Annotated in this window: 14 protein-coding genes; 7 read left to right on the forward strand and 7 right to left on the reverse strand. The window is 34.5% G+C overall.

What is annotated here, in order from left to right; translation table 11 throughout:
• Nucleotides 1-22 precede the first annotated feature (22 nt).
• Nucleotides 23-583 (forward strand): phosphoribosylglycinamide formyltransferase, encoded by a 561-nt coding sequence (gene purN / locus AAGD66_RS00915; RefSeq protein WP_010082490.1) that lies wholly within the window; start codon nt 23-25, stop codon nt 581-583.
• Between the two features lie 9 nt (nt 584-592).
• Here purN and AAGD66_RS00920 read toward each other — a convergent pair whose 3' ends face one another.
• The 4 genes from AAGD66_RS00920 to ribF are packed head-to-tail and all read right to left on the reverse strand — an operon-like array spanning nt 593 to nt 4,674.
• Complete coding sequence (locus AAGD66_RS00920; RefSeq protein ID WP_265024448.1) at nt 593-1,912, reverse strand: M16 family metallopeptidase; 1,320 nt, start codon at nt 1,910-1,912, stop codon at nt 593-595.
• Nucleotides 1,899-3,239 carry a M16 family metallopeptidase gene (locus tag AAGD66_RS00925; protein ID WP_265024447.1) on the reverse strand — a complete coding sequence of 447 codons (1,341 nt, stop codon included), beginning with the start codon at nt 3,237-3,239 and terminating at the stop codon, nt 1,899-1,901. The genes AAGD66_RS00920 and AAGD66_RS00925 overlap by 14 nt, the downstream gene beginning before the upstream one ends.
• A 29-nt stretch (nt 3,240-3,268) precedes the next feature.
• Complete coding sequence (gene lspA / locus AAGD66_RS00930) at nt 3,269-3,745, reverse strand: signal peptidase II (protein WP_006279329.1); 477 nt, start codon at nt 3,743-3,745, stop codon at nt 3,269-3,271.
• Entirely contained in the window at nt 3,742-4,674 is a 933-nt protein-coding gene (gene ribF, locus AAGD66_RS00935) for a riboflavin biosynthesis protein RibF (RefSeq protein WP_010082493.1), read from the reverse strand. The genes lspA and ribF overlap by 4 nt, the downstream gene beginning before the upstream one ends.
• A 68-nt stretch (nt 4,675-4,742) precedes the next feature.
• On the opposite strand from ribF, the gene grxC reads away from it, so the two are divergent.
• The 5 genes from grxC to AAGD66_RS00960 all read left to right on the forward strand — a co-directional run bounded on the left by grxC (nt 4,743) and on the right by AAGD66_RS00960 (nt 10,651).
• Nucleotides 4,743-5,081, forward strand: coding sequence for a glutaredoxin 3 (grxC, locus tag AAGD66_RS00940; RefSeq protein WP_007550037.1), 339 nt, complete (start codon nt 4,743-4,745; stop codon nt 5,079-5,081).
• Between the two features lie 115 nt (nt 5,082-5,196).
• A complete protein-coding gene (locus tag AAGD66_RS00945; RefSeq protein ID WP_007550039.1) occupies nt 5,197-6,069 on the forward strand; it encodes a hypothetical protein in 873 nt (290 codons plus the stop codon).
• Between the two features lie 936 nt (nt 6,070-7,005).
• Entirely contained in the window at nt 7,006-7,605 is a 600-nt protein-coding gene (locus AAGD66_RS00950) for a peroxiredoxin (RefSeq protein WP_155969063.1), read from the forward strand.
• Nucleotides 7,592-8,530 (forward strand): thioredoxin-disulfide reductase, encoded by a 939-nt coding sequence (gene trxB, locus AAGD66_RS00955; RefSeq protein ID WP_155969061.1) that lies wholly within the window; start codon nt 7,592-7,594, stop codon nt 8,528-8,530. The genes AAGD66_RS00950 and trxB overlap by 14 nt, the downstream gene beginning before the upstream one ends.
• Before the next feature lie 207 nt (nt 8,531-8,737).
• Nucleotides 8,738-10,651 carry an ankyrin repeat domain-containing protein gene (locus AAGD66_RS00960; RefSeq protein WP_265024446.1) on the forward strand — a complete coding sequence of 638 codons (1,914 nt, stop codon included), beginning with the start codon at nt 8,738-8,740 and terminating at the stop codon, nt 10,649-10,651.
• On the opposite strand, the gene AAGD66_RS00965 is transcribed toward AAGD66_RS00960, so the two are convergent.
• The 3 genes from AAGD66_RS00965 to AAGD66_RS00975 are packed head-to-tail and all read right to left on the reverse strand — an operon-like array spanning nt 10,648 to nt 14,061.
• On the reverse strand, nt 10,648-11,577 hold the full coding sequence (locus AAGD66_RS00965) for a tyrosine recombinase XerC (RefSeq protein WP_264724013.1): 930 nt from the start codon (nt 11,575-11,577) through the stop codon (nt 10,648-10,650). The two genes, AAGD66_RS00960 and AAGD66_RS00965, sit on opposite strands and share 4 nt — an antisense overlap.
• A 2-nt stretch (nt 11,578-11,579) precedes the next feature.
• Nucleotides 11,580-12,959, reverse strand: a complete 1,380-nt coding sequence (gene lpdA / locus AAGD66_RS00970; protein WP_265024445.1) for a dihydrolipoyl dehydrogenase — start codon at nt 12,957-12,959, stop codon at nt 11,580-11,582.
• On the reverse strand, nt 12,952-14,061 hold the full coding sequence (locus AAGD66_RS00975; protein WP_264724014.1) for a PQQ-binding-like beta-propeller repeat protein: 1,110 nt from the start codon (nt 14,059-14,061) through the stop codon (nt 12,952-12,954). The genes lpdA and AAGD66_RS00975 overlap by 8 nt, the downstream gene beginning before the upstream one ends.
• 359 nt (nt 14,062-14,420) lie before the next feature.
• On the opposite strand from AAGD66_RS00975, the gene AAGD66_RS00980 reads away from it, so the two are divergent.
• Entirely contained in the window at nt 14,421-14,714 is a 294-nt protein-coding gene (locus AAGD66_RS00980) for a transposase (protein WP_080717625.1), read from the forward strand.
• Nucleotides 14,715-15,013 lie beyond the last annotated feature (299 nt).

Consider the following 15,013-nt stretch of genomic DNA (forward strand, 5'->3'; position numbering starts at 1 on the left):
ATTCTAAACTAACTGTGCTATAATGAAAAAGATAAAACTCGGAATACTAATTTCAGGTAGGGGGTCGAATATGCAGGCCTTAATAGAAGCATGTCAAGATCAGAATTTTTCCGCAGAAGTTGCATGTGTTATCACAAATAATAGCGAAGCTGCTGGTCTGAAAATAGCAGAGCAAGCAGGAATCTCAGCGTTTATTGTTAAAGATAAACCGCTTGATGCTGGTAAAATTCACGAAATACTTGTTCAACATAAGGTTGATTTAATTTGCCTTGCAGGGTTTATGAGAATTCTCAAAGCTGATTTTCTGAGTAAATGGCATAACAAGGTGATAAATATTCATCCCTCTTTACTTCCGTCTTTTAAAGGCCTAAACGCTCAAGAGCAAGCTCTAAAAGCAGGTGTAAAAATTACAGGTTGTACTGTACATTATGTCACTCCTGAAGTTGATGCTGGAGCCATAATTGCTCAAGTTGTTGTACCAGTGTTACCAGCTGATGATATTCAAAGCCTCTCAGAACGCATTCTAGCTGAGGAGCATAAGTGTTATGTAGAAGCAGTAAGGTCAATAGCAGAAGATATATGACTGTAATAATTATTGACCTTGAGCGTTTTTTCCAACTTCAACAAAAAATAAATTTTCAGGTTCCAGTAAAGAACTTGCCAGTTCGTTTACTTCCTCTAATTTAACATCATTAATGATATTCGCATAATTATTTATACGGTTAACATCACGATCATTTATCTGCATATTATCTAGCAGCGTTGCTGTATTTGTGTTATTGGACAGGAAAAGGACAAGATTATTTACCAAGCCAATTTTTGCATCCTTGAACAATTGTTCGTCAATTCCTTGCTTTTTTATTCTGCTAAATGTATCTTTTACTGCTGATATAGCTTTGCCAGCAGTAGAACTATCAGTACTTATAAATCCAGATATAATATTTCCATGTTTATTGGAAATAATACTTGCATAAACACCATAAGTAATACCCAAGTTTTGCCTCAGTTCTGTCATTAATATTGAATTCAGCCTCATGCCACCAAGTGCATCAATTAAGACACCAGCGTTATAATAATTAGGATCTTCATAAGCTATACCTTTTTGAGCAAAAAGTATCACACTCTGTGGTATATCCATAAAAATATTCTTACTTTCTGCAGAACCAAAATTATTTTTTACAGGTATTTTTCTAACTTTTGATCTTTTTGACGGCAATTTAGATAAATATTTATCTAATAGCGTAATAATTTCTTCTTTTTTTGTACAACCAGCAACACTGATAACTATGTTATCTTTAGCAAAATTACGCTTTATGTATGTTAAAACATCGTCTCTAGTAATGCTCATTATAGTATCAAGAGTACCGTACACACTTTTTGAGTAAGGATGTTTTTTAAACAATAACGTATCTAATTCTTTTCCAGCAACAAAATAAGGATTTTTTTCAAGATTATTAAAATCAACTTTGGCTTTCTCGAAAACTCTATTCAACCCTTCAGGGTCAACTTTAGGACGCATTATAGTATCGCTCAGTAATGAAATTGCTTCCTCTAGATTGTCAGACAAAGTATTTAATGAAACCCTAAATGCTTCTAAATCAGCAATAAAATTTAAACTAATCCCTTTATCTTCAAGCTTTTTCGCAAAATCTTTGGCATCATTTTTTCCTGCCCCTTCTTGGATTACAAGAGAAGTAAACCAAGCAAGCCCCTGTTTTTCCTTATTCTCATACACATAATCTGCATCCTTGAACGATATATTTAGTGAAACTTTTGGCAAATCATGATTTTCTACAAATAAAAACTTAAATCCTTTACGGGTAGTGACCTCCTCTATATTTAGGTTACCACTTGCTTGTAAATTAAAGCCTAGACAGAAAAAAAATAGAAATATAATTTTACTTATTCTCATTATTATCTCCTTTTGGTAATAAACGACCAATTAACTTATTAGCAGAAAAAATAGCACGGATTTTATTATTTACATCCTCTAGATTGACATCATTAATCTTGCTATATGAAATATCTATTTCATCAAGTGGAATACCAAGTGCAAGGTGTGGCACATAGAACATCGCTATATGAGTTAAGTCAGATAGATTATCAAACTGTGCTGCCTTATACCTATATTTTGAGCTTTGTAATTCCTCGCTCGTCACCCCTTTAGATACGAAGCCATTAATAGCATTATCTAACTCTCTTTCAACAATATCTAAATTAGCGCCACTTTTTGGAATTATCATAATATCAATGTAGCCATCACTAAAAGCTAGGCTATTATAATAAGCAAACACTGATACTGCCACATCTTTATCTAAAACCAAATCTTTATACAGTTTGCTGGATTTGCCGCCACCTAAAATGTCAACCGCTAAATGAGCAGCAGAGGCTTCATTTATGTGATCAAATAAGGGAACACGATAACGAAAATATAAAACTGATTCTTTTACTTCAGTGCTCTCTAAGGTCACCGATAGACCTGCATTATGCACTGGATCCTGATTTGGGTAATGTCTCATTACAGGCTTAGCTTTAATTTCGCCATATTTTTCTTCTGCTAATTTCACTACTTCATCAAACTCCACATCACCCACAATCAGCAATATTGCATTACCAGGGTGATAATAACTATCGTGAAACCTCACTATGTCATCCTGATTGTAAGTTTTGATATCGCTCTCCCAGCCAATAACAGATCTACCATAGCCATTACGGTAAAATGCACTATCCATTTCTTCCCACAACAAGTTATGAGGTTGGTTATCAAATCTCATTTTTCTTTCTTCCAGTACAATGTTTTTTTCTCTATCTATTTTGTCTTGAGTAGCATTAAAGTTTCCCATTCTATCTGCTTCAACTTCCATTGCCAGTGGTAAATCTTTTTTGGGGATCAACTCAAAATAACAGGTATATTCTTTAGTGGTAAATGCGTTAAATTGAGCCCCAATGCTACTCATAGTGGCTTCTATATCTGTGAACTTCCCTGTAGTTTCAAACATTAAATGTTCAAAGTAGTGAGCCAATCCTGCTTTGCCGATTGGATCATCCATTCCCCCAACTTTGTATATTACTGCATGTAAAACGGCTGGAATCCGATGATTAGAAACAACATAAACATCTAGTCCGTTACTGAGTTTAGTATATTTTATGTTGTGCTCTATGTTTAAAGCATTCGAAGAAATTGGGTAAGTAAAAAAAAGTACAGGTAGTATAAGAAAACTAAAAAACTTATGAAGCATTATTTCGACCTAATATAAAAACAATTATTTTATTCCTCATTTTGTTTAGAAATAAGCATATCGTATATATACCACTTATATAACAATGTAAACATTCCACAAACTATAGATAAATCTGCTAAATTAAAGGCTGGCCAATACCAATCATCAATATGAAAATATATGAAATCATATACAGCTCCCCAATAGATCCTATCAACTACGTTTCCGATTGCTCCACCAATCATCAGAGAAAAACCAAGGTAAGTTGACTGATCGTCAGACTTGTATATCAAATATGCAAGTATACCAATTATTAGTATTGAAAATGCTGAAAAAAAGAAACCGCCATGTGGTAAAGCGCTACACATTCCAAAACTAATACCTGAATTCCAAACTTCAACTAGTTTTATAAAACTAGCGATCTCAATTGATTCTCCTTCATCAATCAATGAGTTTATGTACAATTTGCTCGTTTGGTCAATCAATACTATAATTAATATAACAACTAAGCATAACTTTTTCATAAATTTGCCTTTAACCTATAAACTTTAAGTATATCATAATTTATCTGTTTTGTTAACTCCTCAATACTATGGAATTTTTTTTCTGACCTTATGAATTTTAAAAGTTGTATATTGACTTTATGACTATATACGTCTTCATCAAAATCGAATATGTGCATTTCTATTATAGGCTTTTTCAGATCCTTAAAAGTAGGTCTCATACCAATATTGACTACTCCATATAACCAATTTGGATTACTATCAGGAAAAGTCACTCTAGCGTAATATGTGCCAAACTTAGGTTTTATCATGCAATCTTCTATAGGAATATTTATGGTTGGAAATCCTATTTCTCTACCTCTACATGCACCTTTTGTCACAACACCAGAAACTTGATAAGGCCTGCCGAGCAATTTATTAGCAATTTCTATTTCGCCCCTTTGTACATACTCCCTTATTGAAGAAGAAGAGCAAATTTTGCCGTCAATTGTTAATGGCTCTAATTTAGTCAAAGAGTATCCATATATTTCAGAATATTTCTCTAGAGTTAATATATTACCCAATCGTTTATGACCAAAAGTGCAATTTTCTCCGACAATTATGTGTTTAGCGCCATATTTATCTATTAAAATCTCACTGATAAAGTCATCGCAGCTAACCTCAGAAAAACCTCTATTAAAATTAATAATATATAAGTAATCTATACCATAGCTGCTGATTAGTTCCTTTTTTTGTTCTTGGTCTATTAACCTAAAATTGTTTCTACCAAATAAAACAGTTGATGGGTGAGGCTCAAAAGTTAAAACTGCAGAGGGTAATCCTCTTTCTTGTGCTACCTTCTTTAGAGTAGAAATTGCAAACTCGTGTCCTAAATGAATGCCATCGAAATTTCCGAAGGTTAGTGCTATATTATTTTCTATTCCTTGCTCACAATTATAAATAATTTTCATACAATTTGATGTTTTTACATGTTTCTTATATATAATAACTATATTTTAGTAAGCTACGGAGATAAATTGTGAAAAATGTTGTGATATATGTAAAGAAGGGCTGTCCATACTGCATAAGGGCAAAGGATTTACTAGATAAAAAAGGTGTGAAGTATGAAGAAATTGATGTGCTCAAAAACTCAGATCTATTTAACGACATAAAATCAAAGTATAACGTTAGAACAGTTCCACAGATTTTTATCAACGATAAGCACATTGGGGGGTGTGACAAATTGATGGATCTTGAAAAAGAAGGAAAGTTGGATGATATGCTAAATAATAATGACAATCACACTGATGTCACAACCTACACAAACAGCAATGATGAATGTGGAGAGTGTGTTATACCACATGATGATTTTATGTAACTTTTTATCTTGTTTTGTCGTGTAATACGTAAATGAAAACTAGTATGCTCACTTTAAACAATTCTTAATGAATTAAAAATACAATTCATTCAGTGAGTTTTTTTAGTGGGAAAAAATGACAAAAAATATTTCAATTATTAGCAGAAACTTAATTAGTATCGAATTAGTTAACAAACAAGATTTAGAGAATTTCATCAAGATTTTCACAGTGCTTGATAAACATATAGCAGCTAAAACACTTTTTACAGAAGAAGTGAGAATAGAGTATAAACAACACAACGGCATAGAAGTTGTTGAATTGCTAAAAGATACAGACTTTACATATCATGAGGTTGAAAATGTATTGAACCACCTGAGTAAACATGGAATGAAGGTGCCCAGCAGTGTTATAGCACACACCCTTTTTGCTGCATACAATCATGCACTTGAATTTAAGGATGTAGCATTTTCCTTTTCTGAAGGCTCTCCACAATTTAACATCAGAGTGAGTAAGAACACCTTCATAATAACTCCTATGAGTGAGGAGAATTTGGAATTGAATTCACAAAGTAGCAAGAAATTAATAGAGTCGTTACAGAGCGAAAAAAATATTTATGATTGTATAGTAGAAGAAAATACCATTAAAGTTATAGTGCATTCTGAAATACATCAAGCTATAAATTTGATTATAAAATCACTGATAAAGTCTCGCCTTTTAGCAAAAGAGGAAGAAGGAAAATTCAAAGAGAAATTGAGACAACTTGCTTTTAAGGATCAAGCTTTTGTTGAGTATTCCAGTATCAAAACCATCAGTAGGTATCCACATAATCATCCTCTGAGAAAGCATGAAAGTGTTACTAAGGATATAGAAAATATTTTATGTGATTTCATAGCAAATGAGAATAGCGAGTTCGCTATAGAGCGGTTAAATAGGCTGAGCTCAGCAGTTTCTCCGGATACTCCAAGAATCATCACTAAAACTATAGATAAACTTGTTAAGTTTCACTAAGATATACGAGAGCCAATAGATTTCTTGTATTACCTTTTGTCATCCAAGTAGCCAAGGCTACTTGGTTCTTTTTTTGGGTTCCAGCACTATGTACATAGCTGTACAAACATTGTAGCCGTTATTCAAGTAGCTATAGAAACGAAAAACTTACTTGACAAACTCCGCCAGCCCCCTTATCATGAAACTGAAGCTATTTATTTATCTTCTCTGTACAGATTAAATGACAAAAAAACTCACGTATCTGGCGTCTCATGTTTAATTTTTTGCACTATGTGCACCTTATGTCTTTATAAAACTTCTAGGTTTTTACCTAATATAAGCTAAAATGCGCTTATAAAGCATTTAAAACATAAAAAAACGCCAACTTAAAAAATGGATAGTGAATAACTAGCTACCCTAGGGTTTCTTTTGCCTTTTTTTCTGTTTAGTAAATTTCTTAATGTTTATAATTTAGATTAGTTGCGGCTTAAAAGCAACTGAATCGCGGTTATTAAACGTTTAGAATAAAAAAACGCCATACTTGAAAGTATAATGTAAGTAATTAGCCAACCACGGGGCTTCTTTTGCCTTTTTTTTCGTTTGGCAAATTTTTTAACATTTATAGCTAAACGACAACCGTCATCCCGCTACTTGTTAGCGGGATCTAGAGATACCGCGAATGAATCGCGGTATGACGGTTCGCGGTGGCATGACGATAAGCTCGTCATCCCGCTACTTGTTAGCGGGATCTAGAGATACCGTGGCGGTATGACGGTTCGCGGCGGCATGATGTAGAATTTTATACTCACCAACTCAGTATTCCAATCTGGATTGTATCTTATCGGTAAAAAAGAAGAGCTACTTGAGGAAGTTTTTATAGGACTAAAACTAAAGAAAACTTGCATATAAGTTTATCAAGATGTAAAATTAGAGTTGTTTTAAAAGAATAGGTCAATTATGAATCTTGTAACAAAATCTGCTATCGATTTTACTGCTCCAGCTGTTCTCTCCGGCGGAGAAATTGTTGATGATTTCTGTCTGAGTAAGCGCATAAAAAATAAGTATGCTGTCCTTTTTTTCTATCCACTTGATTTTACTTTTGTTTGCCCAACTGAATTGATATCGCTCAATAATAGAATAAATGAGTTTGCAAAGCGTGGTGTTGAAGTGATAGGAATAAGTGTAGATTCAAAATTTTCACATTATAAATGGCGAAACACTCCAGTTAATGATGGTGGTATTGGAGAGATTAGCTACACTTTAGTGTCTGATATCAAAAAGTCTATATCAAGAGACTATGGGGTCTTATATGATGACTCAATTGCGCTGAGAGCAACTTTCGTTATTGATGATAAATTTATTGTACGTCATCAATCGATAAATGATTTGCCTTTAGGGCGTAATATCGATGAATTCGTTAGAATCGTTGATGCAATTAAACATAATGAGGAGCATGGTGAAGTATGTCCAGCAGGGTGGAAGAAAGGTAAGCCAGCAATGCAGGCAAGCGATGAAGGAGTAGCTGATTATCTAAACTCATACAGTGAAGAATTATAAATTTAGTACAAAAGTTCTTATTATTGGATCTGGGGCAGCGGGTTATGCTGCCGCTATATATGCAGCACGTGCAAACTTAGAGCCAATTGTAGTAACGGGAATGCAGCCTGGTGGTCAGCTTACAATTACTACAGATGTTGAAAACTATCCTGGTTTTGTTTCAATACAGGGTCCAGAACTAATGGAGCAAATGAGGTTGCATGCAGAAAAGGTTGGAGCAAAAATAATAGATGATGAGATAAAAAGCGTTGAACAACTTGAGGATTTTAATGAGTATAGATTTAGATCTTCTGGTAATACTAATGACTACTATTCAGATGCAATTATAATTGCATCCGGTGCGCAAGCGAAGTGGCTTGGTTTAGAAAGTGAAAAGAAATTTCAGGGTTATGGGGTTTCAGCTTGTGCGACTTGCGATGGTGCATTTTTTAGGAATAAAGTTGTAGCTGTGATTGGTGGTGGAAACACTGCTGTTGAAGAAGCAATATTTTTAACTCGATTTGCCAAAGAAGTGATATTAATACACAGGCGTGATAAATTAAGAGCGGAAAAAGTAATGCAAGATAGACTCTTTAAAAATGATAAAATAAAAGTAATGTGGAACCATACCGTAGAGCAGATTCTTGGAGAAGAAAATCCGAAGAAAGTTACTGGTATTATAGTTAAATCAACGGAAGCTCAAGAATTGAAAGTCGATGGAGTGTTCATTGCAATTGGGCATGCACCAAATACGGGTATTTTTAAAGGCTTTGTTGAAATGGATGAGCAGGGTTACATCATTACAAAACCTGGAACAACTTTAACTAGTAGGGCAGGAGTGTTTGCTGCAGGTGATGTTCAAGATAAGGTATATCGTCAAGCAGTAGTTGCAGCAGGAACAGGATGCATGGCTGCGCTTGATGCAGAAAAGTTTTTGGAGTCGTAGTTAATTCTAGGATTTTATAGCTAAAGTGACTTAAGTTTACCGATAATTTTAAAAACAAAAATTCGTCATTCCGCTACTTGTTAGCGGAATCTATGCTGAGATACCGTGGCGGTATGACACCTTTCTTGGGTTAGCTATAGATAAATTGCTTGCAATTTTCCTTTTTTTTTACATAATTATGTTAGTAAATTATTAGATGGGTTTAATATGCTTTATGGAGAGAATAGGACAAATACTAATGGTTACAGATATCAGAGAACTCTAGATGCACCGACACAAAAGTTATTTAAAGCTATTGATGATGAAAATCTAGAAGATTTTAGACAGGCTATAGAAGAAGGTGCGGATGTTTATGCACGTGATGAGAAGAACATGAGACCTTTGGAGTCTATAAAGGATAAGTTAGTGAATGTTTTATCTAATAAGAGTGCCTGTGCTGTTAGCAGTGATAAGCAAAAAACTACGTTAAAGGAAATGACTAAATTGCTCACTACAAAACAGTTATTTAAAGCTATTGGTGATAAAAACCTAGAAAATTTTAAACAAGCTATAAAAGAAGGTGCGGATGTTTATGCACGTGATGAGAAGGGCATGACACCTTTAATGATTATTGCTAGGGCCCGTGTCTATGATAGGCAGCAACCTGTGCTAAAGGAAATGGTTACATTGCTGTTATTTAAGGCTATTGATGATGGAAACCTAGAAGATTTTAAAGAAGCTCTGGCAGAGGGTGCGGATGTTAATGCGTTTGATAAAGAAGGCATGACACCTTTGATGTCCATAGTTACTAATTTGTCTGCAGGCTCTGAAACAGAAAAAGAATATCAGAATATGATTAGGTTGCTCCTACTGCACCGGAGCATAGATGTTAATATTTCTGAACAAAATAATAACAATACAGTTTTGCATCTAGCAATGTGCTTTCAACAAAAGAAAACTTTACAACTCTTACTAAGTCATCCAAACATAAACACTTATCTAACCAATAAAAACCATCAAAATCCTGAGGAATGTGCTAGACAAAATCGTGCTGGGCATTTGATAATAGAAATACAAAAAGCACAGAAAGGAAAAGAATTATTAGCTGCTCTTTCTAGCGGAAATATTTGCCAAGCGAAAACACTATTGAATCAAGAGCTTCATCCTAATTGCTGGAGAAGAACCCAAGATGGAAGAATAAAAACACCACTTAGCTTAATTATTCGATTATGTTTACGAACGATAACAGAAGATGAAAAAGAAGTATTGACAAAACTTTTAAAACATAAAGACCTAGATTTTAGTTACGAGCAGTATGCACAATTAAAGCAAACAATTGAACAAGCTATTACAGAGCGATTAACCGGTACTATTAATAAAAAAGATTTAGATGATGTAAAAAAATTAGTAGAAGATAATGACTTCATGAATTATGCAATTATTATTGCTGCATGGAGAAATGTTAATAATCCAATCGAGTCTATTGTAAATTATCTAAATGAAAAATTTCCTGCAAATACATTACAACCTTTGGCAAGTACGAATGATATACCGGTAGGTTCTGAGCAAGTTATACAAGAACTTAAAGGTGAACTTGAAAGAACGAAAGCTCAACTCATAGAAAAAGAACGAGAGCTGGATAGGGTCGTACGCGAAAGAACGAGAGGCATTGACAAAATTTCACAGTTAGAAGAAGATTTAAGGCAGGAAAAATCGGCTCAAAAAACAAAAATCAATGATCTAAATAGTGAAGTAACTCGACTTAATAGAATTGTGTGTGGAAGAGCAAGCGACACTGTCGAAATTTCACGATTAAAAAGAGATTTGAAACAAGTAAGGGAAGAAAGAGATAGGCTTTTATCAGAAAATAGACTGCTCCGTAGTAATAAAAACGAAAAATCCTCGCAAGCAATTTCTTCTGGTAGAAAACTAAGCAACTACGCTTCTGCATGTTTTATATTGCTTGGAGTATATACTGTTGTTGCATGTTTAGTAATAGAAGATTATCCAGGGATAATAAGTGCTTTCTTTACAGCAGTTGCACTGGCTTTTTTTTTATTAGGATGTTGTAATTTATATAAAGCAAACACAATACTTAGTGATGTTGAAAGCACTCAGCTTGGTGGTTTAGAACGAAGTTAAAGTTTTGATTTCTTCTCCAGGCCCTGCTGAAAATTTTTGTACATGTTAAAAACATCTTGATAATTGAGGTGAGTGTAAATTTGAGTAGTTTCCAGGCTTGAGTGACCAAGCAGTTGTTGTATTGATCTTATGTCAATATCTTCCTGAAGCAAATGAGTAGCAAAACTATGGCGAAATGCATGTGGAGATAAAATTTCTGGTAAATTTAACATTCTCCTTATTTTTTGCAAACGATTGGCCACATAAGTTCTTCCCAATTTTTTTCCTCTTACTCCCAAAAAAAGATATTGTGCTTCATCATTAATGCCAAGATAAGGACAGGCTTTTACATATTCCTGTATACATTTTTTTACTACCGGAAGAATGAATACCTGCCTTTGTTTATCTCCCTTACCTGTTACTATTAAACTTTCATTGTTAATATCACTAACCCTAAGGTTCAACGCTTCACTGATTCTTAAGCCTGTACTATATAGCAGGACGATAATCGCAATTTCTCTTTTTACCACCCAAGATTCGCCCAGATCGGATAATTTCATTTCTTTCAATAAAGTTTTTATATTAGGTATTGATAATGCTTTGGGCAGAGTTCTTCTCTGAATTGGCCTTGATAAGGAAAATACAGCTTCATTGTCTATATTGTGGTTATTTTTTATGTACTTGAAGAAATTTCTGATTACTGAGAGTGCTCGAGTGTTAGATCTTGCATTCACACCTCTTGCGTAACGAGAGGTAAGCCAACTTCTTAACTCAGGTATGCTTAAATTTTTCAGAGTACCAACATTTACTTCTCCACCAATGTGAGTATTTAGGAAACTTATAAGATCCTTCAAGTCCCTCATGTATGACTCTAAAGTGTTTGGTGAATAAGATCTGTTGCACCTCAGCCACTCATACCATTTTTCAATGATTGAACCGAGGTCCACAATTATTTTTTAAAGAAAGCATCGATGCACGCATCTCGAAAGGCTTCATTTATATCAGGATGAGAGTGACAAATTCTGTATATATCCTCTGCTGCTGCACCATATGCCATTGCAACCGCTGCTTCGTTGATTAGCGTGTCAGCGTATGCTCCTATGATATGCACACCTAGTATTGTATCTGCCCTGCTACAAGTCAGCACTTTCACGAATCCTTCAGCATCATCAGTGATTTTTGCTCTGCCGTTTGCAGCAAATTGACATTTACCAACTTTGTACTTACGGCCAGCATTTTTGAGTTCCTCTTCGGTTTTACCAATCGAAGAAACCGCAGGGTGAGTGTAAATGACAGATGGTATGATTCCATAATCAACGTGAGGTGACTGTCCTGCTATTATCTCTGCAACTGCCACTCCTTCTTCCTCTGCTTTATGAGCAAGCATTGCTCCACCGATCACATCACCAATAGCAAATATTCCTTTCACATTAGTTTCATATCTGTTGTTAACTTGAACGAAACCGCGATTATCTTTTTCTATTTTTTCATCAATACCAAGATTCTCAGTGCATGGTTTGCGTCCTGCTGCCACCAATACCTTATCCGCCTCTATAGTGTTTGTTTGATTATCTTTTACAGAGCAAACTTTCACACTCAAAGAATTACTACTTTGTTTTATCTCCTCAACTTTAGTGCTAAGTAAAAATTTTATTCCTTGTTTTTGTAGACTAGAAAGTAGAGACTTACTTAATTCTCCATCCATTGCTGCAGCGATTCTGTCAAAAAATTCTACTACAGTGACTTCAGACCCTAGCCTCCTCCATACAGAAGACATTTCAAGCCCTATTGCCCCAGCTCCGATTACGACAAGTTTTTTTGGTACTTCAGTTAAAGATAGTGCACCGGTGGAAGAAATAATGTCTTTCTCATCGATATTAATTCCTGGCAAAGAAATAACGTCAGAACCGGTTGCAATTACTATATTTTTTGTCTTCAGCACCTTACCTTCAACTGAAACTTCAAGATTACCTTGGTCAAAAGAAGCAAGCCCATTGATTTTAGTGATTTTATGAAGTTTAAACAGATATTCTATACCTTTTCCAAGTTCCTGAACTCTGGCATCCTTATAGCCTAGCATTTCTTTTAAATCGAAACTTGCGTCCTTAATTTTTATGCCAAGCTTCGACAGATCATTTTTCGTGTGAGCATACTGATAGGAAGAATGGAGCAATGCTTTGGAGGGTATGCACCCAACTCTGAGGCATGTGCCACCAAAAATGCTATTTTTATCTATACAGGCAACTTTCAATCCAAGTTTTGCAGCAGCGATAGCACACTTATAGCCTCCTGGGCCACCACCTATAACAATTAAATCATAATCAGTCATAAAAAACAAACCTATTTTCTAAAGAATAAACACCATTCTTCTCAGTTGTTACATATATCTTATTGCGAGTAAACACTGGAGTGTGAAACACATTACCAGGTACTTTGACTACCTTTCCTGCACTTTCAGATCCCGGAAAAGCAAACATTGAACTTTTATTGCTTGTCACCCACAGTGTATGGGCATGCATAATTGGAGCAAATAGTTGCGTATTTTCTATTAAATCAGATGCCCAGACTATTTCTCCATTTTTTATATCCAGGCCAATTATTTTATCATCTTTAGTAACTATAAAAATTCTTCCGCCTTTTTTTTGTTTCTCTGCAGGAATAAGAGGACTATAATATGACTCAATGTCTGATACACTTTTTACTTGCAGTGACTTTGACCATAAAATATTTCCTGATTTTACGTCAATACCATAAATATAAGAATTATTTGTAGCTATTAAAGTATCGCCAAGCACTCTCGGTGTAGTAGTTACATCTGTGAGCTGTGTATCCAAAAGGTTTGTAGCCAATTTTTGGCTCCACAATTTTTTACCGTCTTCATTAAAAGCTATTAACTCACCATTTGAAAATGGTGCTATTATTTTATCATTAGAAATTGCTGGCGATATGGAATACAAACCTCGAACCTCATTGATGCCGTTTTGATAAGTCCAAACGAAGCTGCCATCTTTTATATCAAACACGTACAGATAATTATCAATAGTCAATACTACCAATTTATTGTTTATTACTGCTGCTTTCCCTCTTACTGGAGCTCTCAATTCTTTTTCCCACTGAATCTCGCCGGTTTTTGCATCTATTGTGTGTAGAACGTTATCCACTATAAAGAAAACGTTTCCTCTGTGACGCAATAGGCTCATGTTACTAATTTTTTTTCTGTGTGAGAGGTGTAATTTCCAATTCATAGCCTTTGAGTTATCAATATCAAAGGAATATAAAGCGCCGTGCTTGTCTGATAAAATAACGCTATTTTCTGTAAGCACTGGAGCTACATATCCTTGAGATAGTTTTTTATCCACTAGACTTATTCTCTCGCTTGCCATTGTGTAACTGCTACACAATAACATTATCATGACAATTATTACTTTCATTATTTATTGAAAACAAGATTCATTAATATACATCTTAAGAACCTTAATTACAACGGAAATGTTCTTGCTGCATGTTAAAAACGTTGATTTATGAACGAAATATTATATTATTATGTGAGATAATGTATACTCTTAGAGGTAGTACACCTCATCCACTATGCGGCAACGTGCATAGCTGTACGAACATTGAGATATAAAAGTAATTTATACCAAGAAGAAAGATGTCATCCAAATAGCCTCTTTTCCTGTCATCCCAGTGCTTGACACTGGGATGGCTCTGTTGCATCGCAACTGAAAAAATCTGGTGGCTACTGACAAAATTCATTATAAAATAGCCATTTAACCGCTTAAGGAAAAATATGCCACAAAAAATGAGAGTTAGTAACTGCCATGAATATAACAAATTTCTAGAAAAAAGAGGAAATATTTTTCGTTACATCGATAAAGCTATCGAAAATTGGTATGAAAATAGTCCAAAAATGCAGGGCGGCAACTATATTTATAGTGATAAAGTTGTGATTTTAGTGCATATAATCGTTAATCTTTTTAGAATTGGCTTAAGACAAACAGTCGGGTTTATAAAAGGATATTTGCAACAAATAGGAAGAGATTTGGCAGTTATCAGCTATTCGCAAGCTTCAAAAAAAACTTAATATTAAGATCAATGATTGCAGAATTGATAAAAATAATATGGAAGATATCGAAATTGCCATAGATAGCACAAGCATCAGCATTTATAACAACACACAGCAAGGAAAATAGCGCTGACAGAAAATATCGTGGCTATGAACAGACAAGAAAATTGCATGTAATGTTGAATATAAACAGCAAAAAAGCCATAGCTGCAGAATACAGTAACGGTCTGATCACTATGGAGCTTGCGATTTACTTAAAGGAGTTAATTTTCAGCATGCCATAAAAGCACTATATGCAGACAGAGCATATGACCATA

The sequence above is a fragment of the Wolbachia endosymbiont (group A) of Dendrolimus pini genome, assembly GCF_964026835.1.
GTDB classification, from domain to species: Bacteria; Pseudomonadota; Alphaproteobacteria; order Rickettsiales; family Anaplasmataceae; genus Wolbachia; species Wolbachia pipientis.

Bases quoted from the DNA above. Each gene is read 5' to 3' on its own strand.
- lpdA (WP_265024445.1), bottom strand. From the start codon at position 12,959: ATGACTGATTATGATTTAATTGTTATAGGTGGTGGCCCAGGAGGCTAT.
- AAGD66_RS00980 (WP_080717625.1), top strand. From the start codon at position 14,421: ATGCCACAAAAAATGAGAGTTAGTAACTGCCATGAATATAACAAATTT.
- AAGD66_RS00945 (WP_007550039.1), top strand. From the start codon at position 5,197: ATGACAAAAAATATTTCAATTATTAGCAGAAACTTAATTAGTATCGAA.
- AAGD66_RS00925 (WP_265024447.1), bottom strand. From the start codon at position 3,239: ATGCTTCATAAGTTTTTTAGTTTTCTTATACTACCTGTACTTTTTTTT.
- AAGD66_RS00920 (WP_265024448.1), bottom strand. From the start codon at position 1,912: ATGAGAATAAGTAAAATTATATTTCTATTTTTTTTCTGTCTAGGCTTT.
- AAGD66_RS00950 (WP_155969063.1), top strand. From the start codon at position 7,006: ATGAATCTTGTAACAAAATCTGCTATCGATTTTACTGCTCCAGCTGTT.
- lspA (WP_006279329.1), bottom strand. From the start codon at position 3,745: ATGAAAAAGTTATGCTTAGTTGTTATATTAATTATAGTATTGATTGAC.
- purN (WP_010082490.1), top strand. From the start codon at position 23: ATGAAAAAGATAAAACTCGGAATACTAATTTCAGGTAGGGGGTCGAAT.
- AAGD66_RS00960 (WP_265024446.1), top strand. From the start codon at position 8,738: ATGCTTTATGGAGAGAATAGGACAAATACTAATGGTTACAGATATCAG.
- ribF (WP_010082493.1), bottom strand. From the start codon at position 4,674: ATGAAAATTATTTATAATTGTGAGCAAGGAATAGAAAATAATATAGCA.
- AAGD66_RS00975 (WP_264724014.1), bottom strand. From the start codon at position 14,061: ATGAAAGTAATAATTGTCATGATAATGTTATTGTGTAGCAGTTACACA.